Below are 25,411 nucleotides of genomic sequence, written 5' to 3'. Positions count from 1 at the left end.
CCGTTACATGTTATCTTCTCGCGCTTATCACATGATGTGCAAACGCTTCACAAGGCGTTCGGAGCTGTGTTACGCGGCGACGGCTCGTCTTTTATTATTAGCTTTAAGTCAGGACACTCCATGATCAAAACAACTGCCGAAATCAGACGCACGTTTTTGGATTACTTTGCCAGCCATGGTCACCAGGTGGTGAGCAGTTCTTCGCTGGTTCCCGCAGATGATCCTACGTTGTTATTCACTAACGCAGGTATGAATCAGTTTAAGGATGTTTTTCTGGGCAGTGAAAAGCGTAGCTACACAAAAGCAGTGTCCTCACAACGATGCGTGCGCGCCGGCGGTAAGCATAATGACCTTGAAAATGTTGGGTACACTGCCCGGCACCACACTTTCTTTGAGATGCTGGGTAACTTTAGCTTCGGTGATTATTTCAAGCGCGAAGCAATTACCTTCTCCTGGGACTTTCTGACTAAGCAGTTACAGCTACCGGAAAGTAAACTGCTGGTGACGATTTACTCAGAAGATGACGAAGCGTTTGATATCTGGCACCAGGAAATTGGTTTGCCGGCGGAAAAGATCATTCGTATTTCCACCAGTGATAACTTCTGGTCGATGGGTGATACAGGTCCGTGTGGACCTTGCTCGGAAATTTTTTACGATCATGGTGAGCATATATGGGGAGGCCCTCCTGGCTCACCTGAAGAAGATGGCGACCGGTTCATAGAGATATGGAACCTGGTATTCATGCAGTTCAATAAACAAGCTGATGGCACGATGGAGCCACTGCCTGCGCCGTCCATCGATACCGGCATGGGACTTGAACGTATTTCTGCCATACTGCAAGGCGTCCACAGCAACTATGAGATTGATTTATTCCAGTCGCTGATTAAATCTGCTGCACAAATCACCGGTGCCAGCGACCTTGAAGATAAATCTTTACGGGTGATCGCCGACCACATTCGTTCATGTGCATTTTTGATCTGCGACGGCGTGATGCCATCTAATGAAGGCCGCGGGTATGTACTGCGGCGCATCATTCGTCGTGCGGTACGCCACGGCTATAAATTGGGCTGCGAGGAAGTCTTTTTCTACAAACTGGTTGCGGCACTGGCGCAGACCATGGGCGATGCCTACCCGGAACTGGTTGAACAACAACCGGTAGTAGAAAAGGTATTGCGTATAGAGGAAGAACAATTTTCTCGTACATTGTCTCGCGGCATGACACTGCTTACGCAAGCACTTGACGAGCTCGATGGCAAGCAGATCCCGGGTGACATCGTATTTAAGCTTTATGACACCTATGGCTTCCCATCTGATCTGACCGCAGACGTGGCCAGGGAGCAAGGGTTTACTATTGACCATCCCGGTTTTGAGGCTGCGATGCAGGAACAGCGAAACCGAGCTCAGCAAGCCAGCCAGTTTGGCGCCGATTACAATGCCGCCATGAAGTCAGAGCACAGTAGCGATTTTACTGGCTATGAGCATGAACAAGGCAACGCACAAGTTATTGAATTATTCAAAGACGGTAAGCGGGTTGAGCAATTGCAGGCTGGTGAGGAAGGCGTAGTCATACTTAATGAAACACCGTTTTATGCCGAATCTGGTGGCCAGGTTGGCGACACCGGAGTGCTAAAAGTAGCGAATGGCGAATTTGTCGTGACTGATACGGTGAAGCTTGGCAATGCAATAGCGCACAAGGGTAAAGCAGTGGCAGATGTTGCAGTAGGGAATGCTGCGGATGCTATTATTGATAAGGACAGACGTCAGGCTATCCGTCTCAATCACAGTGCAACGCACCTGCTACATGCGGCATTGAAAAAGGTGTTAGGTAGCCACGTTAACCAGAAGGGCTCGCTGGTCGATGAGGAAAAGTTACGTTTCGACTTTTCACACTTTGAGGCAGTCACGGAACAGCAGGTCACCGACATCGAGAAAATGGTAAACGAGCAAATTCGTGCAAACACGCCATTACAGACTACACTGATGGAACTGGAAGAAGCAAAAGCGTCTGGTGCCGTCGCGTTATTTGGTGAAAAGTACGACGAGAAAGTACGTGTCGTATCAATGGGGGATTTCTCTGTAGAACTCTGTGGCGGTACACACGTAACCCGTACTGGTGATATCGGGTTGTTCAAAATTACCACCGAGGGTGGAATAGCGTCAGGTGTGAGGCGTATTGAAGCAGTGACCGGTGCCGTCGCACTGGCTGATGCGCAGTTCAGGCAGGCTACACTGAAGCAGGCTGCCGGATTGCTGAAAGCCGAAGAAAGCCAGCTGCTCGAACGTTTGCGAGCGCAAATGGATGCGACCAAGCAACTGGAAAAAGAGTTACATAGCCTGAAGCAGGCAATGGCATCTAAAGAAAGTGCAGATGTCATGTCGAACGTTATCGACATCAAAGGTGTCAAAACCTTAGTGGCACAGTTGCAGGGCGTGGAAAGCAAAGCGCTGCGCGGCATGATGGATGACATAAAGAACCGAATTGGTTCAGGCGTCGTAGTACTTGGCGTCGCATCAGACGGCAAAGTGGGCTTGATAGCCGGTGTCACTAATGATCTGACCAGCAAAGTGAAAGCGGGTGAACTGGTCAATCACGTGGCAGCACAGGTCGGAGGTAAAGGTGGCGGTCGCCCCGATATGGCGCAGGCAGGCGGTAGTCAGCCAGAAAACCTCGCCACCGCACTGGCGTCGGTTGAAAACTGGCTGAAAGAGCGCATATAGAGATTAAGGCTGGTTGTTTGCGTAAGTGACAGCGTAGACAGGGAATGGCCGGACGTGGGCGCAGGGTCGTGCTTGAGTCCACACCTAAGCGAGGGATGACAATTAATGGTAAAGGAGCAATAACATGCTAATTTTAACCCGTCGTGTGGGCGAAACTCTCATGGTTGGTGACGACGTCACCGTAACTGTGCTGGGGGTCAAAGGAAATCAGGTACGAATTGGCGTGAATGCGCCAAAAGAAGTGTCGGTACACCGTGAAGAGATTTACATGCGGATTCAGGCTGAGAAAAACTCTCAGTTAGCGGCGCATGAGCAGGCTGCTCAGCAAGACGATAACGACTAGTTCGATGTGGAAAAGGCTGATATTTATCAGCCTTTTTTGTTTCTTGCGTCGAGAAATAGCACTAACTGAATAAAATCCCGGCAGACAGACGGGCTGGCAGCAAAAAACCGTTGACTTTAAATAGTCAATCATTAAACTTCCGCCCCACATTTAGGAGAGGTGGGTGAGTGGCTGAAACCAGTTCCCTGCTAAGGAACCATACGTATTGCGCGTATCGAGGGTTCGAATCCCTCCGTCTCCGCCATTTTTTTACAGCGCGTGTGTAGCTCAGCTGGATAGAGTACCTGGCTACGAACCAGGCGGTCGGAGGTTCGAATCCTTCCACACGCGCCATATAACAAAAACGCCCCGGCATCGTCCGGGGCGTTTTTGTTATACCTGCCGTTTAGGGGTGAGAAGCTCCTCAGGTTCGACAATTTTTCCGGGAGAAAAATTGAACAGCCGCAGGCTGGCCCGCAGGGCGCGAGACAGGAGAGGCTCGCGTAATCCTTCCACGAATGTCTCTTGGTAGTTCTTTTTTTTTCGGCATCGTCCGGGGCGTTTTTGTTATACCTGCCGTTTAGGGGTGAGAAGCTCCTCAGGTTCGACAATTTTTCCGGGAGAAAAATTGAACAGTGGCAGGCTGGCCCGCAGGGCGCGAGACAGGACTGTCTCGCGTAATCCTTCCACGAATGTCTCTTGATAGTTCTGTTTTTCCGGCATCGTCCGGGGCGTTTTTGTTATACCTGCCGTTTAGGGGTGAGAAGCTCCTCAGGTTCGACAATTTTTCCGGGAGAAAAATTGAACAGTGGCAGGCTGGCCCGCAGGGCGCGAGACAGGACTGTCTCGCGTAATCCTTCCACGAATGTCTCTTGATAGTTCTGTTTTTCCGGCATCGTCCGGGGCGTTTTTGTTATACCTGCCGTTTAGGGGTGAGAAGCTCCTCAGGTTCCACTCTTTATGACGTTTTCACTTATCTGCGTTATTGTTTTCCCGAATCCTACGTGATACTTATGAAACCTTGTCCATTCACATGGAATTTGCGATGGAATCAGCCCAGGTTATCAACCTTCTTTTAGAAGCGGCAGCGTTACTCGCTGTCGGTATGACAGTGGTGTTCATTTTTTTGACCGTTCTGATTGCGTCTGTGCACGCGCTTTCTGCATTCTGTCAGCGGTTTTCCGGCGCGGCTGAACAGCAACCATCGCCGTCTGTCGTCTCCCGTCAACAAAGTGCAAATGGCACGTCCGCTACAGTCGATGACAGCGACGTGGTCGCCGCAATCAGCGCCGCTATACACCAACACCGTCACCGCCAATAACATTCCCGAAAGGAGCTTTACATGTCGAACCCGTTAGCCATTACCGAACTGGTATTACGCGATGCCCATCAATCGTTGCTTGCTACTCGTATGCGCATCGACGACATGCTACCCATTGCTGAAACGCTGGATAAGGCGGGTTACTGGTCTGTAGAGTCCTGGGGTGGGGCAACCTTTGATGCCTGTATTCGGTATTTAGGCGAGGATCCCTGGGAACGAATCAGGTTGTTGAAGCAAGCGATGCCCAATACTAAGCAGCAAATGCTGCTCAGAGGACAGAATCTGCTTGGTTATCGTCACTATGCTGATGACGTAGTCGAAAGGTTCGTTGAGCGCGCCCATGCCAACGGAGTCGATGTGTTCCGCATCTTCGATGCGATGAACGATGTCAGAAATCTGCAAACGGCCATCCGTGCAGCCCTCGCCGTTGGTGCTCATGCTCAGGGGACACTGGCATATACTGTGAGTCCTGTGCATTCACTTGATTTCTGGCTCACTATGGCCAAACAGTTGGAAGACATGGGTGTACACTCTATTTGCATCAAGGATATGGCAGGGCTGTTAAAACCGTACGAATGTGAAACCCTGATCAGCAGCCTGAAGCAAACGGTATCAGTGCCTATCGCAATGCAATGCCATGCCACAACGGGCCTGAGTACTGCGACCTATCAGAAAGCCATAGATGCAGGTATCGATATGTTGGATACCGCAATCTCACCAATGAGCATGACCTATGGACACACAGCGACAGAAACCATCGCGGCAATCGTTGAAGGAACAGACAGAGATACGGGACTGGATACGCAGGCACTGATGGACATTGCTAGTCACTTCAGAGAAGTACGTAAAAAGTACGCTAAGTTTGAGGGTAGCCTAAAAGGGGTAGATGCCCGCATTCTTACCGCGCAGGTGCCAGGTGGCATGCTGACCAATATGGAAAACCAGCTGCGTGAACAGGGCGCTGAATCACGTCTTGAAGAGGTGTTGCTGGAAATTCCCAAGGTGCGTGAAGATCTTGGCTTTATTCCCCTCGTCACGCCAACATCACAAATTGTTGGCAGTCAGGCGGTGCTGAATGTGCTCACTGGTGAACGATATAAAAGCATCACCAAAGAAACTGCCGGCGTGTTAAAAGGTGAATATGGTGCAACGGCTGCCCCTGTAAACAGTGAATTACAAGCTCGTGTGCTGGGCGATGATGACGCGATCACCTGCCGCCCCGCCGACCTTATCGAACCAGAAATGGATACATTACAGAATGACCTGATGGCGTTGGCCAAAGAAAAAAGCATCCAATTGGCACAGGATACTGTCGATGATGTGTTGACCTTTGCGCTATTCCCGCAGGTCGGACTGAAATTTTTGCAGCACCGTGGCGATGCTGATGCCTTTGAACCAGCTCCCAGTCAGTCTGCGCCTTCTGAACCAAAAACTGAAGCCACAGACTCATCAGCGGCACCATCATCATCTGGACCTGCCCGCTATTCGGTGCGTGTGAATGGCAAGGTATACGATGTGGAAGTGGCTGACAGTGGCCAGTTAACCAGCGTTGAAGCAGCACCAGCATCGCCAGCTCAGCAACCCGTTTCGTCATCTACTCAGAGTGAATCACTCAATGCACCCTTGGCAGGCAATATTATCAAAGTCCTCGTCAATGCTGGAGACAGTGTCAGTCGCGGAGATGTGGTTCTCATCATGGAAGCGATGAAAATGGAGACGGAAGTGCGGGCCACGGCTGATGGGGTGGTATCACAAGTGCTCGTAAAACAGGGTGACAGCGTGCAGTCAGGACAAAGTCTGTTGGCCTTGGGATAAACAGATATGGAAAAACTTAACGTACTGTGGCAAAGCACGGCGCTGGCGCATTTTGAAACCGGTCAAATGATCATGATGCTGGTGGGGGCAGGGTTGCTGTACCTCGCCATTGTAAAGAAATTTGAGCCTTTACTGCTGCTGCCGATTGGTTTTGGCGCATTATTGACAAACATCCCTTTGGCCGGCTTCAGTGAAGCGGGTGGGGTGTTGTATTACATTTATAAAGTTGGGGTCGACACCGGCGTCTTTCCGCTGCTGATTTTCATGGGCGTTGGTGCGATGACGGATTTTGGTGCGCTGATCGCCAATCCGAAAATGTTGTTGCTCGGCGCTGCAGCCCAGTTTGGGATCTTTGCCACGCTGTTCGGCGCTATTTTGCTGAATTTTATTCCTGGCTTTGACTTCACCCTGCAGGACGCCTCAGCTATTGCCATCATTGGTGGAGCGGATGGCCCCACCGCCATCTTCCTTGCGTCTCGATTAGCGCCTGAGTTACTGGGCGCCATTGCCGTTGCAGCCTATTCTTACATGGCACTGGTTCCTATCATCCAGCCTCCGATTATGAAAGCCCTGACCAGTAAAGAAGAGCGGCAAATAGAAATGGCACAGTTACGCACGGTGTCCAAACGGGAAAAGATCCTGTTTCCTTTGGCAGTCCTGTTTTTAACCATATTGTTCTTACCTACCGCCACGCCTCTGGTTGGTATGTTCTGCCTCGGAAACCTGATGAAGGAAAGTGGCGTGGTTGACCGACTTAGCAACACGGCACAGAACGAACTGATCAATATCGTTACGATTTTTCTCGGTCTGGCGGTGGGATCAAAGCTATCTGCACATGAGTTTCTTACCGTGGAAACGCTGGGTATTCTGGTGTTAGGAGCGGTCGCGTTTTCTATTGGCACCGCCTCTGGGGTGCTAATGGCCAAGTTGATGAATCGTATATCTGGCGGTATCAATCCACTCATCGGTGCAGCAGGAGTATCAGCCGTGCCGATGGCAGCCCGCGTGGTTAATAAAGTAGGATTAGAGGCAAATCCACACAACTTCTTACTGATGCAGGCAATGGGACCGAACGTAGCGGGTGTTCTCGGCTCTGCAGTAGCTGCTGGCATATTACTGGCGCTGGTCGGCTAGTATAGTCATACATAAACGTTGTAGTAGTAGAGAGAATAAATGATTAACTGGAGAATCCTGCCTTGCTTTTGTGCGCTGTTGCTGTTTGCAGGCAACAGCGTCGCCCTCACAGAGATCAAGGTAGAAATTGGCAAGTTTACTGTTGACGATTACAACCTGTCTTACACCTGTGCAGGTCAGGGTGCACCCAATGTGTTTCTTGAACCTCCGTCAGGTTTAAGGGCCGAGGATGCCTTTGCAAAAATTTTTCTGGACGTCGCCAGGACCAATAAGATTTGTTTTTATGAGAGGCTCGGCTTTGCAGACAGTGACGATGTACCCGAAGGCCTGAATCAGACCGCTAAAGACTACAGCCACGAACTACATGAGCTGATTAAACTCAAAGCCGACTCACAGAAGTTGGTATTGGTGGGTTATTCCTTTGGCGGACTGGTCATGCGTTACTACGCTGCACAACATCCCGAACGGGTCGCTTCAATGCTGCTGATTGATGCAGCACACGAGGACTGGATCCAGGACATGAAAAAAGCCATGAGTCCGGATGACTGGCAAAAAATGCAGGGCATTCTGGATTGGTTTCAGGACAACTTGGGACACAATTATTGGGACAGTCAGTTTGACGTATCCGGCACCAAGTTACCGGAAGATTTAGAAATCAGAATTATCTCCAGGGGACTGCCTCACGAAACAATTAGGCAAGCAGGTGTGTCAGAACAAGGGATCAGAATTTACAACGAGCTGCATGATAAGTACCAGGATGAACAACTTAAATTGAGTTCAAATACTCAGCGCGTTTTTGCCAAGAAGAGTACGCACCTGCTGGTTGATTCTGAGCCGCATGTCGTGATGGAACAGTTGTCAGGATTGCTGAACTAGCGAATAGAGCAAGATGAAACTAGATGTATTTGGCAGACACGTCGAAGTGTCGAAAAGAGATGGTGCATGGACGGTATTTTATCTTGGAGACGAAGGTAAGAAACGGCCTGCTGCTGATATCAGGATCCCTGACAGCATAGGTGAAGATGAGGTGATAGCATTTATCGATGACCTTTGCCATGAATGGGCCAGTCCAGACAAGCCGAGCGTGTTGTCGCTGTAGTGAGCAAGCACGGTCTTGCCCAACACATTAAAAATTAGGCATCAATGACTGATGTGATGCGACCAGGCGTTGCGTGTATTCACTGCGCGGCCAGTTAAATACCGTCTCCGTTTTTCCAGTTTCAATGACCATGCCGTGCTGTAATACCAGCATACGGTCGCTGATGTGTCTGACTATACCCAGATTGTGGCTGATAAATATGAAACCCAAACCAAGGTCACGTTGTAGCTTCATAATCAAATTAACGGTTTGCGAGCGTACCGATGGGTCAAGCGCAGCGAAAGGTTCATCTGCAACAATCACCTCAGGCTCCATGATAAGCGCGCGTGCCAGGGCAACGCGCTGACGCTGGCCGTCTGATAGCATGTGTCGGTAGAAGTATTTATGATCTCTTAGCATACCGACTTGTCTCAACGTGTCGTCAACTTTCTGTATACGTTCGCGCTCGTTTAACGTGGTGTTTAATCGCAAGGGCTCCTGCAGCATAGAGCCTACCGTAATGCCAGGATTGAGGGATTCGTTGCTATTCTGGAAAATCATCCTGATTTTCATATTGTGCTCGGCGTGCCCTCCGAGCACACATGCCTCGCCGTTCAGCTTGATAGTGCCAGATGTAGGCGTTATCGCGCCAACGAGCAAATTGGCCAGTACCGACTTGCCAGAGCCATTTTCGCCAATGATTGCCAGCGTTTCACCGCGATTTAAATCAAATTCTATTGGCCCAAAATGCTCAATTTGTGCCTTATCCAACCAGTTCTTGCGGTGTTTTTGGGTCAGCGTGAGATTGCGTACGGATAACAGCGGCGTCATAACTTGTCCCTGTGCAGCGGGTAATGGCAACTGTAGTAGTGTTCATGAATTCTGCGCACAGCCGGTACCTTAACACACTCTTTCTGGGCGCGAGGACAGCGTGGGCCAAGACGACAGCCAATCGGCAGGTGTTGCAGCGTCGGTATAGTGCCGTCTAGTGCAGACAGGTCTGATTTAACCGGTAGCTCTTTTCTGAAGCTGGGGGCACTATCTAAAAGCGCCTTGGTGTAAGGGTGTAATGGGCGCTTCCGCAGCTGCTTCATTTTGCCGCTTTCAACCGTCTGACCGCAATATAACACCGTCATAGTATTCGCCATGCTGGAGATTGCCAGTAAGTCGTGACTGATAAACAAAATAGACAGCTCTTTGGTTTGATTCATTCGGGTTAACAGCTTGAGCAGTTGAACCTTGGTTGTCGCTTCCATTCCACGGGTCGGATCATCAGCGATCAGCAGCTCAGGTTCACTGACTAACGCCATGGCGATCATCATTTTATGGTTAACATCCCGCGCCACTTCATGGGGAAACTTTTGTAAACAGTCCTGATGGTCTTTTATACCTACTTTATGCAGCACTTTTGAAGCCAGTGCTTTTCGCTCGGCGTTTCGTTGCCAGAACCATTTACCCGCTAATAAGTGCGCCGGAATGCTCTCTTCAAGCTGGTCGCCAAGGGTGGCCGATGGGTCGAGAGATGCCTGAGGATTCTGGAATACAACGGCAATTTCTTTGCGCATGATCTTGCGGCGCTGTTCGGCGTTCATACTCAAAAGACTTTCGCCTTTCCAGCTTAATCGGTCGGCTGTCAGCCGCCAGTTATCAGGAACTGAGCCTACAATCGCGCGCACAATCAGACTTTTTCCCGAACCCGATTCGCCAACTAATGCCCGCACCTCGCCTTTCTCTAATGTCAGGTTGATACGATCGAGCGCTTTCACCCAGCCTACCGGGGTGTCGATTTCAAGGGTAAGATTTTTAATATCCAGCATTGGCATTAGCTGCTCATCCTCTTTCTTACCGCAGAGCGCAGACCATCGCCAACCAGGTTCACTGCTAATACCATCAGGAAAATACATATGCCGGGTATCGCCAGGTTCCACGGTGCAATATAAGCCACTTCAAGGCCTGCTGACAGCATGACACCAAGCTCTGGTAAGGGTGGCTGCGCACCCAGTCCAAGAAAGCCCAGTGCGGTAATATCCAGTAGTGCAGTGGACAATGCAAATGTCGCCTGTACGACCAGCAGTTCAATCATATTGGGTAAAATAGACTGGAAAAACAGAAACGATTTGCCGGCGCCGTCAAGGCGTGCTGCAAGTACATATTCTTTTTTCATTTCATCACGCACAAAGTCTCGTGTGCCATGCACGAACTGCGGAATAAGTGCCAGGGTGATGGCCCACATACTGTTTACCAAACCCGTACCGAGCATGGCGACAATGACGATGGCAATGAGCAGCGTGGGTATTGCCATGAGCGAGTCCAGCAGGTGGTTCAGGATGCTTGAGCGAACACCTTTTGTCATGCCCGCTACCGCGCCAAGGCTTACACCCACTATCATGGCAATAATCACCAGCAATATACTGATGCCAAAGGTTACCTGACAGCCGTAAATCACCCTCGATAACATGTCTCGGCCAACGGCGTCGGTACCGAATAAGTGCGCAATAGTACCGCTGTCAAACCAGGCGGGCGGCACAAGCAGAGAATTGGTATTCTGCTCGACAGGATCGTATGGCGCGAGAAACGGGCCAATCACGGCAGTCAGTGAAAAGAAAATCAACAGGATAAGTCCTGTCATGGCGATATGACTTTGTTTAAACGTGCGCCACGTGTGTTGCCACGGGGACGGGAAAAACTCCTCGTCGTAAAGGTTAAATCGTGCCACGTTCGTTCTTATCCCTGGTTGGGTCGAGGAGACGGGTGATCAACTCGATTGACACTGTCAGTATGACAACAAAGCTCGATACCGCTAGCATGCCTGCGCGGATTGCTGGATAGTCACGCTGATAAATTGCCTGAATTAACCAATTGCCAATACCCGGCCATGAAAATATTGTTTCAATGACCATGGCATTGGTAATCAGCGTGGTAATTTGTGCGGCAATCAACGGTAGTATCGGCAGTAAAGTGTTGCGCACGCCGTGTTTCCACAAAATTTGGTTATTGGTCAGGCCTCTGGAACGTGCCGCGATAATGTAGCCTTTGCTCATCACATCAATAATAGAGCGTCTGGCCAGACGCACCGTAATCGCCGTGTTGATCAGTGCGATACTGATGGTTGGCAATACCAGATGACGAAACGCATCATTTAATGCCGCAGACTTATTCTGAATGTCTGAAAGCAGAATATCGATAACAATAAAGCCGGTCTGATGTGGCACGTCAAACAGCAGGTTTATTCGACCTGACAGGGGCAACCAGCCAAGTTGCAGGCAAAATATCAGGATGAGGATAAGGGCCAGCCAGAAAGCCGGTATCGAATAACTGAACACACTCAATGACAACACGGTGTAATCGGTGCCAGTGTAGTGCTTCAGACCCGCGATAAAGCCCAGTGGGATGCCGACGATCAGCGACAGTAAAAATGCGTACGCACAGAGCTCAAGGGTGGCAGGCAATGCCAAGGTGATCTCGTCGTAAAGGGGTAAACCTGAGCTGAAACTGACTCCCCAGTCGCCAGAAAACACCAGTTGCATATAATGCCAGTATTGTACGAAAAGGTTGTGCTCGGTGGCGTATTTTTCTGCAAGGAACCGCTCGGTCTGTGGCGTAGCCTCTTGTATCCCTGACAGGTTGGTCAGTGGGTCGCCTGGAAACCAATATGCCAGGGCGAACGATACCACGCTGAGTACCAGCAGGGTGAGTACCATTAGATTCAGGTAGCGAAGCGCATATCGAATCACTGCATTTTCCTCACGCCAGCAAAGCGCGTCGCGCCAAATGGATTAATCACCAGACCGTTGAGTTCGCTGCGGTGAGCCTGATAGCGAAGCGCGTGGGCAATAGGCACCAGAGGGAGCTGTTCAGACAGCAGTTGATTGGCCTGAGCGTAAATCGCTTTTCTGGTCTCGATGTCGGTCACTTTGAGAGCCTGGTTGATGATGTCATCGTATTCTGGCGAGCACCACATCGCCCGGTTTGTCCCTGATTCTATCGCTGCGCACGTTAACAGGGGACGGTAGAAGTTATCCGGGTCTCCGTTGTCAGCTGACCAGCCGATCAGTACTGAGTCATGGTGGCCCTCAGCAAGACGCTGACGAAACGACGTCCAGTCATAGCTAACGATGTTGGCCTGTACATCAATCTCAGACAAATATTGCTGAATAAGCTCGGCCATCTTGGTTGCATTTGGATTATAGGCGCGCTCTACCGGCATCGCCCACAGGTTCATTTCAAAGCCAGGCTCAACGCCATGGGCATCCAACAGGTTTCGGGCAAGAACGGGATTGTAAGCGGTATCCTGTGCATCAACCTGATAGGCCCAGGAGGCCGCGGGAACCAGTGTTTTAGCACGCGATGCGCTACCAAAATATACCGCTTCTAACAGCGTGTTCTTATCAATCGCCATCGCCAGTGCACGACGCACAGCGGGGTTATCAAAGGGGGGTTTTAAGGTATTAAATGCCCAAAACCCAATATTCAACCCTGGCTTCTCCTCAAGTTGCATATCGGGGCGCTGACGGATGATTTCCAATTCGGATTGTGCCGGTAGCGCGATCGCATCACACTCACCTGTCATGAGCTTGGCCAGACGCAAAGAACTGGAAGGCGTAATATCGAAAATCAAATGTTCCGCACTGTCAATGCCTTTCCAGTACTCGCCATGGCGCTTGTAGCGAATAAATCTGTCTTTCCTGAACTCCTGAAATACAAAGGGGCCTGTGCCAATCGGCTGGCTATCCAATAACTCCGGCGTACCACTTTGCATCAGCATGTTGGCATATTCTTCAGACAGCATTACTGCGAAATCTGTCGCCAGGTTGGCGAGGAATGAACTGTCCGGTTGATACAGTGTAATTTCAACCCGATAGCCGTTAATCTTCTCTACACTTTTTATCGATTCAGGCAGACCAAGGCTCATGAAATAGGGGTACTGTGCATCGGAAACCTGATGATAAGGGTGATCTTCCAAACGCCAGCGATTGATCGAAAACAGCACATCGTCAGCGTTAAAATAACGGCTGGGTGAAAAGTAATCGGTTGAATGAAATGAAACCTGTTTACGCAACTGGAACGTATATGTCAGACCATCTTCACTGATCAGCCAGCTGCTTGCCAGGCCCGGTACTATGCGACCAGACTCAACGTCGTAATCCAGAAGTCGGTCGTAAATTTGATGTGACGTTGCATCCGAGGTGGTGCCTGAGGTATCCAACTGCGGATTAAAGTGAAGCGGGCTACCTTCGGAGCAGTAAATCACTCCAGCCTGGTTAATATCAGTGGTATGTTGATTGCCACACCCTAGCGTAAATAACGCCAGCCCGGCAATGACAGCGTGTTGACGCAGTCTCTCTAGCGGATAGTTAAGCAGATAAAACGGGTTATTCATCTTCAGCACTGCCATCCAGCAGATTATATTTTTTTAGGTAGCCCCGTAATTGATGGTAGGTGAGTTCTAGCTTTTCTGCGGTTTTCTTCTGGTTAAACTGACTATCGGCGAGCGCCTGCTTAATAAGATCTATCTCGAAATCCTGAGATAATTGTTTCAGATTGACCGGGAATTCAAATTGTTGTTCAAAGCCTGAATCGCTGCGCACTTCTTTCTCAGTCGGCGCGGGTGCTGGCGCCGGGGCGCTGGAAGTGGGTGTCACACGGTCATGGGTTTTGATTCTTGATGTAGGGCGATACGCTGACTCGAAGGGATCGAGAATAATCTCATGCACTGGTACGTGGGGATTATTGCAGCGGTATACTGCCCGCTCTACGACGTTTTTCAGCTCACGAATATTGCCCGGCCAATGATAGTCCAGCAGTGTTCGCTTGGCTTTTTCAGTAAATCCACTGAACAGCTCCATTTCCAACTCGCGAGCCATGTTGATGGCGAAATGTTCAGCCAGGATAAGGATATCGTCCAGTCGCTCGCGCAGCGGTGGCAGGGTGATAACATCGAATGCCAGCCTATCCAGCAAATCAGCACGAAACTCACCGTTATCCGCCAAGGTCGGCAAATCTTCATTGGTGGCAGCAACGAGCCGGACATCAACTTTAATACTTCGCGAACCGCCCACCCGCTCAAATTCACCATATTCGATCACGCGCAGCAGTTTTTCCTGGATAAGTCCTGATGTATTGGCCAACTCATCCAGAAACAGTGTGCCATTGTGCGCTACTTCAAAGCGGCCTTCGCGACGCTTACTTGCACCGGTAAATGCGCCGGCTTCGTAACCAAACAGTTCAGATTCAAGCAGGCTTTCATTCAGCGCTGCACAGTTCAGTTTCAGGTAATTCTGGTCCCAGCGTTTTGACAGGTAATGTAGTCGTGCGGCGACCAGTTCTTTACCTGTGCCGCGCTCTCCAATTATCAGGACTGGCTTATTCAGTGGCGCTATCTGGGATATCTGTTCGAGCACTTCCAGAAAGCTGTTTGATTGACCAATAAGGTTGTCCTGCTGACGGAATCTGCTCATGGATAGCTCGTATGTTGGTCGAAATGACTAAATAATGGTTGATATGCTAAGACTAAATCTGATGCCTTGCAAACACATTAATTAAAAACTCAATAAAAACATAAAGTTAATCGACGTGACGTATTGGCCTGGTATTTGAATGTGTTAATCCAGAAGTGCAATTTGCACAATACTTTAATCAATACGAGAAGAGGTAAAGACAATGGGTATATTCTCGCGTTTTACAGACATTGTGAATTCAAACATTAATTCACTGCTGGATAAGGCTGAAGATCCAGAAAAAATGGTTCGCCTGATCATTCAGGAAATGGAAGATACATTGGTTGAAGTGCGTTCAGCATCTGCTAAAACCATTGCCAACAAAAAAGATATTGCGGCGCAGATCGCCAAGTTTGAAGCTGAATCAAAGGATTGGCAGGCTAAAGCCGAGCTGGCGCTGAGTAAAGACAGAGAAGATCTGGCTCGAGCGGCATTGCAGGAAAAGAAAAAATGCAGTGAGTCCGCTGAAGTGCTGACCAAAGAGTTAGCGCTGGTTGAAGAGCAAATCAGCAAGCTGCAGGATGAGATTGGGCAACTTCAGGAGAAACTGGCTGACGCCAAAACCCGTCAAAAAGCCATTATCATGCGTCAGAAGACTGCCAGCTCTCGTCTGGAAGTGAAGAAAAGCCTTGATAGCACCAAAGTCGACGCGGCGATGGGACGTTTCGAGCAATATGAAAGAAAGATCGATGATCTTGAGTCTCAGGTAGAGGCTTATGATTTGGGTAAGAAAACCCTGGCTGATGAATTTGCTGAGCTGGAGTCGGATGACAAAATCAGCGACGAACTGGAAGCATTGAAGAAGAAAGTGCAAGGCAAAAGCAGCAAGGCTAAAAGTAAGTAACAGCGCTGTCTCGCACAGTAGTTTACCGCATAAAGAAGGAGACAGAACGTGGATGAAAGTATTATAGGCATTATTGTTGCGCCGATTGTTATTTTCATGATTTTCGTCGCGCCGATTTGGTTAATTCTGCATTATCGAAGTAAGAAGCATATGAGTCAGGGACTGTCTGACGATGACTATCGAACGCTTCAGGAACTTGCTGATAGAGCAGAAGTCATGGCTGACCGCATTCATACCCTGGAGGCAATTCTGGATGCTGAGTCATCTGACTGGAGGAGTAAGGTATGAGCGAACGAAAAACGTTATATCGGGACCCCTCTCGGGCCAGGATAGCCGGAGTATGCGCCGGCGTAGCGGAATACTTTGGCCTTGAAGTCTGGCTAGTCCGTATCCTGACGGTAACAGGGTTCTTTTTGCTGGCCGGCCCTTTTGTCCTGGTTACCTATGTTGCTGCGTGGTTTATTCTGGATAAGAAACCCGGCGCACATAAAACAAGTTTTGCCAATCATGGCAGACCAAAAGCGAGTATGGTTGATGCCAGTGACGATGCTGATGATGACGATCGCCGCGTAGAGGTTAAAGCCAGAGTGTGGCAAGCGGGCGAGCCGCCTAAACAGGCATTTATGGATATTAAACATCGTTACAATACGATTGAAAGACGTCTCAGAAAACTGGAAACGTATGTCACCTCGAAAGAGTATCAGTTGAATCGTGAGATAAGTAAGTTGTAATCCACAGTGCGATAATACCTCTCTCTAGTAAGGCGGCCATTGGCCGCCTTATTCATTTCTCGCCGTAAGCAGGCAGTAATTTTAAAAAACCTTTGCACTCTTTTATTGGCTCTGTCGTATTAGTGTCATAAAATCTTTACAAATTTCTTTTTAAAGGTCGGCTATGCGCTTAGAAATAAGCTGTCAGGACAGACTCGGTATTGCTCAGGACGTATTAGACATACTGGTCAACCATGCTATCGACTTGCGTGGTATCGAAATTGACAGAGTGGGAAAGATTTTTCTTAACTTTCCCAACATCGAGTTCAAAGACTTTCAGCACCTGATGCCGGAAATACGCAGGTTAGAAGGCATTGAAGATGTGAAAACTACGCCTTTTATGCCGATTGAGCGTGATAAAAATCAGCTCCAGGCACTACTACAGACCCTGCCAGACCCAGTCTTTTCGCTGGATACCAAAGGTCGTGTGCTGCTGGTAAACGATGCGGTGCTATCAAGTCTGGAGTTGCGGCTGGATGATGTACTTAATCGAGAGATTGGTGAACTGGTCAGTGGATTTAATTTTGTTCGCTGGCTGGAAAATAATGAAGTGCTCGCCCAGACCCACCGGGTAAAATTTATTCAGCAGGACTACCTCGCTGACATTTTACCGGTAACGGTTACTGAGGGTGACCATGAGAAAATTATCGCCGGAGCAGTGGTATTGCTGAAATCTGAGTCGAGATTGGGGCAGCAAATCAGCGCATTCCATCAGACTAATCAGGATAGCTTTTCGCAGTTTACGGCCGCCAGCAGTGCGATGCGCAAAGTCATCAAAGAAGCCAAACACATGTCGGCGCTTGACGCTCCTATGCTCGTTTTTGGTGAAACTGGTACCGGTAAAACTTATTTGGCTAAAGCCTGTCATCAGGCCAGTCGCCGTGCAGACAAACCTTGTGTTGTGCTGCCATGTAATGCAATGGAAGCATCCATCATTGCACGCCAGCTGTTCGGTCAGCACTGTTCTTCAATCACGTCAGAGAATGCGTCTACTGGTGCACTTGAGCGTGCCAATGAAGGTACACTTATTCTGCAGGAAGTGGGAGAGTTGCCAGCAGAGACGCAACAGCAATTGTTAGCGTTCATTCGCACTGGCACCTATTGCAAGCTGGGTTCAAGCGACGAAAGGCGTGCAGATGTTCGGCTAATCTGCACCAGCAGCCAGGATTTGACGCGACTGACCGAAGAGGGAAAATTTAATGAACAGCTGTTTTACCAGCTGAATGTGCTTAGCTTGCTCGTCCCGCCTCTTCGCGACAGGCGTCAGGATGTCGTGTCAGTAGCAGAGCGATTGATTAAGTTGCACAGCGCTAATCTTGGCCGGCGACCGCCCAAGCTGAATCGGAGCTGTGTGGAATTTCTGCAAACCTACCCTTGGCCGGGCAACGTGAAGCAATTAGAAAATGCGCTGTACAGAGCGCTGTCACTTGTGGATGGCAATGAAATCTCCAAAGATAATCTGCAAGTTCCGCAGTGTTCAGGTGAAGTCAGTTTTGTCGATGAAAACTTTGAAGGAACGCTGGATCAGGAAGTTAAACGATTCGAGAAGGAGCTATTGCGAAAGCTTTATCCGAGCTACCCGAGCACCAGACAGCTGGCCAAAAAATTAGGCCTGAGTCATACCGCCATCGCTAATAAACTGCGTGAATACGGGATTAGCAAAAAAACCATCAAATTGTAGTGAAGGTTGGACAATAACAATGAGTATAAAACTATTCAGCTACTGGCGCTCAAGCGCCAGCTATCGCGTCAGGATCGCGCTTAATCTTAAACAGCTTGATTATCATATTGAGCCTGTTCATCTGGTTAAAGAGGGAGGGCAGCAACACAGTGAGGCTTATGGCGGTATTAACCCGTCTCATTTGGTGCCGACTTTTTTCGACGAAGACGAAGACGTTATCCTCAATCAATCGCTGGCTATTATCGAGTATGTAGACGAAAAGCATCCTCAGCCGGTTAAGTTAATCCCTGAGCATAAACTCGAACGGGCCAGAGTCCGAGCGCTGAGTTATGACTTAGCCTGCGATATACAGCCACTGGCAAACCTGCGCGTATTGCAACATATCGGTAACCGATTCGATGCCACTCAAGAGGATAAAGCGGAGTGGGCAAAGCATTGGATAACAACGGGGTTTAAAGCGGTAGAAAAGCGTTTGCAGAATACCGCCGGTGATTATTGCTTTGGTTTTGACGTGACCATGGCCGATGTGTGTCTGGTGCCGCAATACTTTAATGCAAAACGATTCAACGTTGATTTACAGGCTTTCCCGACAATTCAGCGTGTGTGCGAAAACTGTCAGGAACTTGATGCGTTTATAAGGGCGCAGCCTGAAAATCAGCCAGACGCAGAATAACCCACGGGCCCTTACTGATTTTTAATTGGCAGGGCCGTGGTATTTTTGACCTGCTTGAGTGCAAACGTTGAACTAAGGTGATCAACCAATGGAAGGTGGGTCAACTTTGATTTAAGCAGATGCTCATACTCTTCGATGCTCTCTACAATCACCTTCAGAAGATAATCTTTTTCACCACTGGTTGTGTGACATTCAACGATTTCATTGATGCTTTGCACCGCTTTCTCGAAGTCGTTTAACGAATCCCCATCATGGTTTTTAAGCGTCACATAAATAAACACTGATACGCCCAGGTTAAGCTTCTTATGATCCAGCAGGGTCACTTTCTGACGAATGATCCCTTCACTTTCCATTTTTTTGACCCGTCGCCAGCATGGCGTATGTGACAAACCAACCCGCTGACTGAGCTCGGCCATGGATACGGTTGCATCGTGTTGCAAGACACGGAGAATTTCACGATCAAACTTGTCGAGTTTCATTACTTTGCAAAAGGAGTGAACGAACCGTTAGCATGCTGAAATTCTTTGCCTATTTCAATCTTAATTTCTAGGATGTTTATCCTAGAAAACTGGGTTCGCGTACAACATCGTTTCCACCTTTGTCAGTCTGTTCAAAACTATGCAAGACACGTCCTCGCGACTCTGAGCTAATATGTCGCTCTATATTAATCACTCTATCGGAAATCCCTATGTCAGTGTTCGAGCATGCTGAGTTTGATAATCACGAGCAAATTTCTTTCTATAACGATGAAGAAACGGGTCTCAAAGCGATTATTGCCGTGCACAATACCAACCTCGGCCCGTCTTTGGGTGGGTGCAGAATGTGGCCTTACGCTGACAGTGCAGAAGCATTGAATGACGTGCTCAGATTATCCAGAGGGATGACGTACAAATCAGCGATTTCCGAGCTGAAGCTGGGAGGCGGGAAATCCGTCATTATCGGCGATCCCCGTAAGCACAAAACAGACGATATGATGCGCGCTATGGGGCGATTCGTCGAAAGTTTTGCCGGTCGCTATATCATTGCGGAAGATTCTGGTATTTCCGTACACGACCTCAAATGTGCAGCGCAGAATACCGCGCACGTTTCGGGTATTGAGGCTAAATACTCATGGGACGGTAGTGAGGCTGACGGTAATCCTGCACCCTCTACTTCGTATGGGGTATTTGTGGGCCTGAAAAGTGCCGTTCGCTATGCACTCAATACTGACCTAAAAGGTCTCACCGTTGCCATTCAGGGGCTCGGTCATGTGGGCCTGCGTTTAGCCAGACACCTGCATAGAGAGGGCGCGAACTTGATTGTGACGGACATTTATCCGGATAATTTACATATCGCGGAAAAGGAGCTTGGTGCGCAGGTCGTCAAGCCTGACGAAATTTTTTCGGTTCAGGCCGATGTTTTTGCGCCATGTGCACTCGGGGCTGTATTAAATAATGACACATTGCCACAGTTAAAGGCCAAGGTGGTCGCCGGCGCGGCAAATAACCAGCTTGCCCACCGTGAAATTGGTTTGCAACTGGCCGAGAAAGGCATTCTTTACGCACCGGACTATGTGATCAATGCCGGCGGCGTCATCGATATCTATCACCAGCGCATGCTAAGTTCATCTGAAGCACTGAAAGCCCATCTTGAGCGCATTGGCGATAATCTGACAGAGATTTTTACCCGCGCGGAACAACAGCAGTTGTCGACCAGTCAGGTGGCCGATCAAATTGCAGAAGAAAGGTTTTCTAATAACGTCTGATAGGTCTAGTCGGCATTGGTCGCGGCGCCTTGCATAATCGACACCGTTTCGTCATAATGCGCGCCGCGCTGAACAAGCGCGAGTTTCTATGGTGGGCTCTGGTCCCCCCGCAATGATACTTTGTGAACCCGGTCAGGCCCGGAAGGGAGCAGCCGCAGCAAACGACTCATGTGCCGGGGTGTGGCTGGAGTCCGCCACCCAACACCCTACATTATTTATTTGTCATTCAGATACTTGATAGCCTTGTCTACCGCTTCAATTACGTTCATTTCCATTTGATGCCGTTCGTTTTGTGGTAGGTAAAACGCCATGTCGACTTCAAATCGGATATAGCGCGGTGGCACCTGATTGAGGGCAAGGCAGCATAAGTCGGCCAGATAATCAGCATCTTTTGTTTTACTAAGTCCTAAAGCCTCAATTCTTTCCAAAACCAGATGTTCATAGTAATTGTGGATATCGTCGTCCAGTTTCATGTGTACCCCATAGTTTCCGACACGCTCACGATTTTCACTCAAGCGTAGCGTAATGCAGTTAATTTACCAATCACTGTAATGATAGACTCTAGCCGAATTTGTTCGCGTACTGTGTAAATAATATGAAAAAAAACATTACTCCCGTTTATTACGGCGATTACCTGCAGCTCGACAGGTTACTGAGCGCTCAGCGACCTGAAAGCAGCAAATATGGTGAAACGGCCCACGACGAAACCTTGTTTATCATTGTGCATCAGGCTTACGAACTGTGGTTTAAGCAAATCCTGCATGAACTGAACAGCGTCATTGATGTCTTTGCGCGTACCGAGGTGAAAGACCAGGAGCTGACCACGGTGGTACACCGCTTAAAGCGAGTGATATCCATACAACAGCTGCTTAACGACCAAATTAGCATTATGGAAACCATGACGCCGCAGGACTTTCTGGAATTTCGAGACTATCTGGTGCCCGCGTCAGGGTTCCAGAGCATTCAATTTAAAATGCTGGAAATAAAGCTCGGGTTGCGCCGTGAATTGCGCATTGATTTTGATAAGCAGTCTTTCTACAACCGCTTGCATGATGATGACCGACAGTTTCTGGAAAACCTGGAGCGAAAGCCCAGTCTGTTTAATCTGGTAGAGAAGTGGCTCGAGCGGATGCCGCTGCTGGAGTTTGAAGACTTTAATTTCTGGGCGTTGTATGAAAAGGCCACCACAGAAATGTTGCAACAGGATCAGCACACCATTGAAACTAACCCTACGCTTACTGAGCAGGAAAAACGCACAGAGCTGAAGGAGTTAGAGGCAACGCGGCAGAGTTTTGCAGCACTGCTCGATGAAGATACCTATCGACAGGTTGTGCAAGGGCAGGGCATACGGCTATCGCAGCGTGCCATGTTATCTGCACTATTTATAAATCAATACAGTGAAGAGCCCGTATTCAATTTACCCTTTCAATTTATTACGGCATTAACCGAAATTGATGAGAAACTGACGATTTGGCGCTATCGACACGCCATGATGGTGCAGCGAATGCTTGGCACAAAAATTGGCACCGGCGGCTCTTCAGGACACGAATACCTTAAGCGCACAACGGAAACCAACCGGATATTCAAAGACTTTTTTGATATGGCGACCTTCCTGTTGCCTAAATCGGCATTACCGGTTCTGCCTGACACGGTTAAAAAGCGGTTGGGTTTCTTTTTAACGGAAGCGCACTAGGCAAAATGCGGTTGTAAATTAATGTTTACAACCGTGCGCCATGTTCCATGAACATAAGATGAACCATTACGAAAACGGCTGATACAACCAGTTGACCCGCGCTTGTGTCTATGGTTATTATCGTCGCTGAGGTTCACTACCTTAAATATAAAAAGCCGCTTTAGCGGTTAATAACACACACTAAACATTTAGTGGTCCAGGGAGACAATACATGTTTACAAACTCAAAGCTGGCTAAGTCAGTACGCTTAGCTTGTGCCTTTGGTGCGGCATCTACTATTGGTTTCGTAGCACCAGCAGCAGCTCAAGAAGCGGCAGCTGATGAAGAAGCAGTAGAAAAGATCCAGGTTACTGGTTCTCGTATCCGTAAAGCGGAATTCGCATCTAACGCACCTATCGCCACTGTTGGCGCTGAGCAGTTCGAATTAACTGCTACCGTTAACACCGAATCACTTCTTAACACTCTGCCTCAGGTTATCCCAGGTCTGGACCGTACGTCTAACAACCCTGGTAACGGTACTGCTACTGTTGACCTGCGTGGTTTGGGTACTAACCGTACGTTGGTTCTGATCAACGGTACACGTGCTGTTCCTACCACTTCTGGCGGTACAGTAGATATTAACTCTATCCCAACTGCGCTGATTAAAGACGTAGAAGTACTGACTGGTGGTGCATCAGCAGTATACGGTTCTGACGCTGTTGCGGGTGTTGTTAACTTCATCCTGAAAGACGACTTTGAAGGCGTTCAGGCGCAAACCAGTTACGAAGTAACTGAAGAAGGCGATGCGTCTATCTGGAATGCTGACCTGACTATCGGCGGAAACTTCGCTGACGGTAAAGGTAACGTTGTATTCAACATGTCATACACTGACCGTGATGACCTGTTCCAGGGCGATCGTCACTTCTCAAGCTATGCGGCATTCGACGATGGCGAAGGCGGTTTCATCCCAGGTGGTTCATCAGGTGTTCCTGGTACAGCTATCCTGAACGGCATGTTCGTTACCTTTAACGAAGACGGCTCTGCACGTCCATTCGTGACTGGCGGCGACAACAACGACTTCTACAACTACGCACCGGTTAACTACATTCAGTTGCCTCAAGAGCGTCACCAGATCACAGCAATCGGTAATTATGAAATTACTGACAACGCTGAAGTCTACGGTCGTGCGATGTTCACAGACAGCCGCGTACCACAGCAGCTGGCTGCAACACCTATCTTCCAGACTGCAACCTTCAGCCTGGATAACAACCCGTTCCTGCCTGTTGCGACTCAGCAGCAAATCTCTGATGCAATCGGTGACGGTGTAGACACTGATGGCGACGGCATTGATGATACAGCGACTGCGTTCCTGCGTCGTCGTATGATCGAAGTGGGTGAGCGTCGTTCAGAAGACTCTTTCAACAGCTATCAGTTCCAGATGGGTGTGAAAGGTTTCATCGAAGACAGCTCTTGGTCTTATGACGTTTACTACCAGACTGGTAAAGTTGAAAACTCTTCAGTACAGCTGGGTAACATCAACCGTGGTCGCTTCAACCAATCTCTGTTGCTGGCCTCTGAAGGCGGTAACGTAATCGTTGATGCAAACGGTAACCCTTCATGTGCTAACCCAAGTGCAAACGGCGGTACGGTTGGCTGTGCGCCAATGAACCTGTTCGGTCCTGGTAACATTTCTGCGCAAGCAGCTGAGTTCCTGCGCACTGCAGTAGCGTCACAGGCGCTGTTCAACCAGAAAATGTTTGCTGCCAGCTTGGCAGGTGACACTGAAGGTTGGTTCGAACTGCCTGGCGGTCCTATCGGTCTTGCATTCGGTTACGAAAACCGTGACGAAGACTTCGAATTCCTGCCTTCACAAGACTTGGCAGCAGGTACTATCGCTGGCTTTAACGGCGCACCTGGCCTTGCTGGTGGGTACGACGTGTCAGAATGGTTTGTTGAAGCATACCTGCCAATCCTGGAAGGTGTTGAGTTCGCTGACCTGCTTGACCTTGAACTGGCATACCGTTCTGCTGACTACTCAACTGCGGGTAGCGTAGAAAGTTATAAGATTGCGGGTTCTTGGGCACCAGTTGAATCATTCCGTATCCGTGCGGGCTTCAACACTGCGGTACGTGCGCCAAACATCGGCGAACTGTTCGCTCCTGAGAGCGAAGGCTTCCCAGGTGCAGCTGACCCATGTTCTGCATCAGGTGTGACTGATAACTCAGCTCGCGTACGTGACCTGTGTATCGCAACTGGTGTTCCTGCATCAGAGGTATTCACTAACTCAATCGACCCTGCATCTGGCCAGGTTCGTGCATTGGGTGGTGGTAACCCTAACCTGAAAGAAGAAGAAGCAGAAACGCTGACAGTTGGTTTCGTTTATGACGTAACTGAAGAGTTCAGCTTCAGCTTGGATTACTTCGACATCGAAATTGAAGATGCGGTATCTGGTGCTGGTACTAACAACATCCTGAACCTGTGTTATAACGACCCAGTGAACGGTGGTGTAGGTTCAGCTTACTGTAATGCAGTACAGCGTCGTGCCAACGGTACTATCGACTTCGTTCGTGACGGTTCTGTAAACGCAGCATCTATCACACTGACTGGTTGGGACTTGATTGCAAGCTACAACACAGAAATGTGGGGCGGCGATGTGTCTGTTGATTACCTCGGTACTGTTACAGACGAGTCTAACTTCGAAGCCTTCCCTGGCGCAGGCGTTATTGAGTGTGCGGGTAACTTCGGTCTGAACTGTGGCGAACCTACGCCAGAGTACAAGCACCGCATGACCTTTAAGTACGGCACTGACGACTACCGCGTACAGCTGTTGTGGCGTCACGTTGGTGAAGTTAATGATGATGACGATGGTACAGACTTCTCTGTTGAGAAGATCGACGGCGAGAACTACTTCGACCTGTCTGGTACTTACTACATCAACGACAACTACCGCGTAACTGCGGGTATTGATAACCTGTTCGACACTGAGCCACCGCTTATCGGTGACAACCAGGAGCAGGCTAACACCTACCCAGCGACTTACGATGTATTCGGTCGTACATACTACGTGAACTTCGCTGCAACTTTCTAAGTTGACGAAGTTGTAATAAAAAGGTGAGCCTGGCTCACCTTTTTTTTTGAATGA

At 49.1% G+C, this 25,411-nt stretch carries 25 protein-coding genes, 2 tRNA genes and 1 other RNA gene; 18 read left to right on the top strand and 10 right to left on the bottom strand.

Annotation, left to right across the window (positions count from 1 at the left end; genetic code table 11):
• Positions 1-120: 120 nt before the first annotated feature.
• From alaS to G441_RS0106330, 4 genes are all read left to right on the top strand, one after another.
• Entirely contained in the window at positions 121-2,718 is a 2,598-nt protein-coding gene (alaS, locus tag G441_RS0106345; RefSeq protein ID WP_026375569.1) for an alanine--tRNA ligase, read from the top strand.
• A 124-nt stretch (positions 2,719-2,842) separates the two neighbouring features.
• The gene (gene csrA / locus G441_RS0106340; RefSeq protein WP_026375568.1) at positions 2,843-3,061 is read left to right on the top strand and encodes a carbon storage regulator CsrA; all 219 of its coding nucleotides are present in this window, start codon (positions 2,843-2,845) and stop codon (positions 3,059-3,061) included.
• 153 nt (positions 3,062-3,214) lie between these two features.
• A tRNA-Ser gene (locus G441_RS0106335) sits at positions 3,215-3,305 on the top strand.
• 12 nt (positions 3,306-3,317) lie between these two features.
• Positions 3,318-3,394: transfer RNA gene (locus G441_RS0106330), tRNA-Arg, on the top strand.
• 213 nt (positions 3,395-3,607) lie between these two features.
• Here G441_RS0106330 and G441_RS20005 read toward each other — a convergent pair.
• Both G441_RS20005 and G441_RS20000 read right to left on the bottom strand, forming a co-directional pair.
• Complete coding sequence (locus G441_RS20005; protein WP_276201938.1) at positions 3,608-3,730, bottom strand: hypothetical protein; 123 nt, start codon at positions 3,728-3,730, stop codon at positions 3,608-3,610.
• A gap of 50 nt (positions 3,731-3,780) precedes the next feature.
• Positions 3,781-3,903, bottom strand: coding sequence for a hypothetical protein (locus tag G441_RS20000; protein ID WP_276201938.1), 123 nt, complete (start codon positions 3,901-3,903; stop codon positions 3,781-3,783).
• A 182-nt stretch (positions 3,904-4,085) separates the two neighbouring features.
• Between G441_RS20000 and G441_RS0106315 the strand changes: the two genes are divergently transcribed.
• Genes G441_RS0106315 through G441_RS0106295 form a run of 5 tightly spaced genes read left to right on the top strand, consistent with a single transcriptional unit; the run spans position 4,086 to position 8,409 of the window.
• Positions 4,086-4,361 (top strand): OadG family protein, encoded by a 276-nt coding sequence (locus G441_RS0106315; RefSeq protein WP_026375567.1) that lies wholly within the window; start codon positions 4,086-4,088, stop codon positions 4,359-4,361.
• A gap of 21 nt (positions 4,362-4,382) precedes the next feature.
• Positions 4,383-6,176 (top strand): sodium-extruding oxaloacetate decarboxylase subunit alpha, encoded by a 1,794-nt coding sequence (oadA, locus tag G441_RS0106310; RefSeq protein WP_026375566.1) that lies wholly within the window; start codon positions 4,383-4,385, stop codon positions 6,174-6,176.
• A gap of 6 nt (positions 6,177-6,182) precedes the next feature.
• Positions 6,183-7,310, top strand: a complete 1,128-nt coding sequence (locus G441_RS0106305) for a sodium ion-translocating decarboxylase subunit beta (protein ID WP_026375565.1) — start codon at positions 6,183-6,185, stop codon at positions 7,308-7,310.
• Between the two features lie 39 nt (positions 7,311-7,349).
• Complete coding sequence (locus G441_RS0106300) at positions 7,350-8,186, top strand: alpha/beta fold hydrolase (protein ID WP_026375564.1); 837 nt, start codon at positions 7,350-7,352, stop codon at positions 8,184-8,186.
• A 13-nt stretch (positions 8,187-8,199) separates the two neighbouring features.
• Positions 8,200-8,409 carry a DUF7661 family protein gene (locus tag G441_RS0106295; protein WP_026375563.1) on the top strand — a complete coding sequence of 70 codons (210 nt, stop codon included), beginning with the start codon at positions 8,200-8,202 and terminating at the stop codon, positions 8,407-8,409.
• A gap of 27 nt (positions 8,410-8,436) precedes the next feature.
• Here the strand turns inward: G441_RS0106295 and G441_RS0106290 are convergent, their stop codons facing one another.
• The 6 genes from G441_RS0106290 to pspF are packed head-to-tail and all read right to left on the bottom strand — an operon-like array spanning position 8,437 to position 14,846.
• On the bottom strand, positions 8,437-9,219 hold the full coding sequence (locus G441_RS0106290) for an ATP-binding cassette domain-containing protein (protein ID WP_026375562.1): 783 nt from the start codon (positions 9,217-9,219) through the stop codon (positions 8,437-8,439).
• Positions 9,216-10,211 carry an oligopeptide/dipeptide ABC transporter ATP-binding protein gene (locus tag G441_RS0106285; RefSeq protein ID WP_026375561.1) on the bottom strand — a complete coding sequence of 332 codons (996 nt, stop codon included), beginning with the start codon at positions 10,209-10,211 and terminating at the stop codon, positions 9,216-9,218. The genes G441_RS0106290 and G441_RS0106285 overlap by 4 nt, the downstream gene beginning before the upstream one ends.
• Positions 10,211-11,104, bottom strand: coding sequence for an ABC transporter permease subunit (locus G441_RS0106280; protein ID WP_026375560.1), 894 nt, complete (start codon positions 11,102-11,104; stop codon positions 10,211-10,213). The genes G441_RS0106285 and G441_RS0106280 overlap by 1 nt, the downstream gene beginning before the upstream one ends.
• Complete coding sequence (locus tag G441_RS0106275) at positions 11,091-12,122, bottom strand: ABC transporter permease (RefSeq protein ID WP_026375559.1); 1,032 nt, start codon at positions 12,120-12,122, stop codon at positions 11,091-11,093. Before G441_RS0106275 ends, G441_RS0106280 begins: the two co-directional genes overlap by 14 nt.
• On the bottom strand, positions 12,119-13,768 hold the full coding sequence (gene sapA, locus G441_RS0106270) for an ABC transporter substrate-binding protein SapA (RefSeq protein WP_051275411.1): 1,650 nt from the start codon (positions 13,766-13,768) through the stop codon (positions 12,119-12,121). Before sapA ends, G441_RS0106275 begins: the two co-directional genes overlap by 4 nt.
• The gene (gene pspF, locus G441_RS0106265) at positions 13,761-14,846 is read right to left on the bottom strand and encodes a phage shock protein operon transcriptional activator (RefSeq protein ID WP_026375557.1); all 1,086 of its coding nucleotides are present in this window, start codon (positions 14,844-14,846) and stop codon (positions 13,761-13,763) included. The genes sapA and pspF overlap by 8 nt, the downstream gene beginning before the upstream one ends.
• Before the next feature lie 202 nt (positions 14,847-15,048).
• Between pspF and pspA the strand changes: the two genes are divergently transcribed.
• The 5 genes from pspA (at position 15,049) to maiA (ending at position 18,853) form a co-directional block, all read left to right on the top strand.
• Positions 15,049-15,729 carry a phage shock protein PspA gene (gene pspA, locus G441_RS0106260; protein WP_026375556.1) on the top strand — a complete coding sequence of 227 codons (681 nt, stop codon included), beginning with the start codon at positions 15,049-15,051 and terminating at the stop codon, positions 15,727-15,729.
• Positions 15,730-15,777: 48 nt separating this feature from the next.
• Positions 15,778-16,017 (top strand): envelope stress response membrane protein PspB, encoded by a 240-nt coding sequence (gene pspB, locus G441_RS0106255; RefSeq protein ID WP_026375555.1) that lies wholly within the window; start codon positions 15,778-15,780, stop codon positions 16,015-16,017.
• Entirely contained in the window at positions 16,014-16,460 is a 447-nt protein-coding gene (gene pspC, locus G441_RS0106250) for an envelope stress response membrane protein PspC (RefSeq protein WP_026375554.1), read from the top strand. The genes pspB and pspC overlap by 4 nt, the downstream gene beginning before the upstream one ends.
• A gap of 163 nt (positions 16,461-16,623) precedes the next feature.
• Positions 16,624-18,180, top strand: coding sequence for a transcriptional regulator TyrR (gene tyrR, locus G441_RS0106245; protein ID WP_026375553.1), 1,557 nt, complete (start codon positions 16,624-16,626; stop codon positions 18,178-18,180).
• 19 nt (positions 18,181-18,199) lie between these two features.
• Positions 18,200-18,853, top strand: coding sequence for a maleylacetoacetate isomerase (gene maiA, locus G441_RS0106240; RefSeq protein WP_026375552.1), 654 nt, complete (start codon positions 18,200-18,202; stop codon positions 18,851-18,853).
• A gap of 11 nt (positions 18,854-18,864) precedes the next feature.
• Here maiA and G441_RS0106235 read toward each other — a convergent pair whose 3' ends face one another.
• Complete coding sequence (locus G441_RS0106235) at positions 18,865-19,332, bottom strand: Lrp/AsnC family transcriptional regulator (RefSeq protein WP_026375551.1); 468 nt, start codon at positions 19,330-19,332, stop codon at positions 18,865-18,867.
• A gap of 209 nt (positions 19,333-19,541) precedes the next feature.
• On the opposite strand from G441_RS0106235, the gene G441_RS0106230 reads away from it, so the two are divergent.
• Positions 19,542-20,597: a Glu/Leu/Phe/Val dehydrogenase dimerization domain-containing protein gene (locus tag G441_RS0106230; protein WP_026375550.1), complete on the top strand. Its 1,056-nt coding sequence runs from the start codon at positions 19,542-19,544 to the stop codon at positions 20,595-20,597.
• A 96-nt stretch (positions 20,598-20,693) separates the two neighbouring features.
• An RNA gene (ffs, locus tag G441_RS19500) (signal recognition particle sRNA small type) lies at positions 20,694-20,790 on the top strand.
• A gap of 22 nt (positions 20,791-20,812) precedes the next feature.
• On the opposite strand, the gene G441_RS0106225 is transcribed toward ffs, so the two are convergent.
• Positions 20,813-21,070 carry a late competence development ComFB family protein gene (locus G441_RS0106225; protein ID WP_026375549.1) on the bottom strand — a complete coding sequence of 86 codons (258 nt, stop codon included), beginning with the start codon at positions 21,068-21,070 and terminating at the stop codon, positions 20,813-20,815.
• Positions 21,071-21,192: 122 nt separating this feature from the next.
• Here G441_RS0106225 and G441_RS0106220 point away from each other — a divergent pair, with 122 nt between their 5' ends.
• Both G441_RS0106220 and G441_RS0106215 read left to right on the top strand, forming a co-directional pair.
• Positions 21,193-22,290 (top strand): tryptophan 2,3-dioxygenase family protein, encoded by a 1,098-nt coding sequence (locus G441_RS0106220; RefSeq protein WP_026375548.1) that lies wholly within the window; start codon positions 21,193-21,195, stop codon positions 22,288-22,290.
• 211 nt (positions 22,291-22,501) lie between these two features.
• Entirely contained in the window at positions 22,502-25,357 is a 2,856-nt protein-coding gene (locus G441_RS0106215; RefSeq protein WP_026375547.1) for a TonB-dependent receptor domain-containing protein, read from the top strand.
• The last annotated feature ends 54 nt before the right edge of the window (positions 25,358-25,411 follow it).

This window comes from Aestuariibacter salexigens DSM 15300 (assembly GCF_000429145.1).
Lineage (GTDB): Bacteria > Pseudomonadota > Gammaproteobacteria > Enterobacterales > Alteromonadaceae > Aestuariibacter > Aestuariibacter salexigens.
Note: the sequence above shows the minus strand (reverse complement) of the source record. Positions and strands in the feature narration are given on the sequence as shown.

Coding starts and splice junctions, on each gene's coding strand:
- alaS (WP_026375569.1), top strand. CDS start 121: ATGATCAAAACAACTGCCGAAATCAGACGCACGTTTTTGGATTACTTT.
- csrA (WP_026375568.1), top strand. CDS start 2,843: ATGCTAATTTTAACCCGTCGTGTGGGCGAAACTCTCATGGTTGGTGAC.
- G441_RS0106315 (WP_026375567.1), top strand. CDS start 4,086: ATGGAATCAGCCCAGGTTATCAACCTTCTTTTAGAAGCGGCAGCGTTA.
- oadA (WP_026375566.1), top strand. CDS start 4,383: ATGTCGAACCCGTTAGCCATTACCGAACTGGTATTACGCGATGCCCAT.
- G441_RS0106305 (WP_026375565.1), top strand. CDS start 6,183: ATGGAAAAACTTAACGTACTGTGGCAAAGCACGGCGCTGGCGCATTTT.
- G441_RS0106300 (WP_026375564.1), top strand. CDS start 7,350: ATGATTAACTGGAGAATCCTGCCTTGCTTTTGTGCGCTGTTGCTGTTT.
- G441_RS0106295 (WP_026375563.1), top strand. CDS start 8,200: ATGAAACTAGATGTATTTGGCAGACACGTCGAAGTGTCGAAAAGAGAT.
- G441_RS0106290 (WP_026375562.1), bottom strand. CDS start 9,219: ATGACGCCGCTGTTATCCGTACGCAATCTCACGCTGACCCAAAAACAC.
- G441_RS0106285 (WP_026375561.1), bottom strand. CDS start 10,211: ATGCCAATGCTGGATATTAAAAATCTTACCCTTGAAATCGACACCCCG.
- sapA (WP_051275411.1), bottom strand. CDS start 13,768: ATGAATAACCCGTTTTATCTGCTTAACTATCCGCTAGAGAGACTGCGT.
- pspF (WP_026375557.1), bottom strand. CDS start 14,846: ATGAGCAGATTCCGTCAGCAGGACAACCTTATTGGTCAATCAAACAGC.
- pspA (WP_026375556.1), top strand. CDS start 15,049: ATGGGTATATTCTCGCGTTTTACAGACATTGTGAATTCAAACATTAAT.
- pspC (WP_026375554.1), top strand. CDS start 16,014: ATGAGCGAACGAAAAACGTTATATCGGGACCCCTCTCGGGCCAGGATA.
- tyrR (WP_026375553.1), top strand. CDS start 16,624: ATGCGCTTAGAAATAAGCTGTCAGGACAGACTCGGTATTGCTCAGGAC.
- maiA (WP_026375552.1), top strand. CDS start 18,200: ATGAGTATAAAACTATTCAGCTACTGGCGCTCAAGCGCCAGCTATCGC.
- G441_RS0106235 (WP_026375551.1), bottom strand. CDS start 19,332: ATGAAACTCGACAAGTTTGATCGTGAAATTCTCCGTGTCTTGCAACAC.
- G441_RS0106230 (WP_026375550.1), top strand. CDS start 19,542: ATGTCAGTGTTCGAGCATGCTGAGTTTGATAATCACGAGCAAATTTCT.
- G441_RS0106225 (WP_026375549.1), bottom strand. CDS start 21,070: ATGAAACTGGACGACGATATCCACAATTACTATGAACATCTGGTTTTG.
- G441_RS0106220 (WP_026375548.1), top strand. CDS start 21,193: ATGAAAAAAAACATTACTCCCGTTTATTACGGCGATTACCTGCAGCTC.
- G441_RS0106215 (WP_026375547.1), top strand. CDS start 22,502: ATGTTTACAAACTCAAAGCTGGCTAAGTCAGTACGCTTAGCTTGTGCC.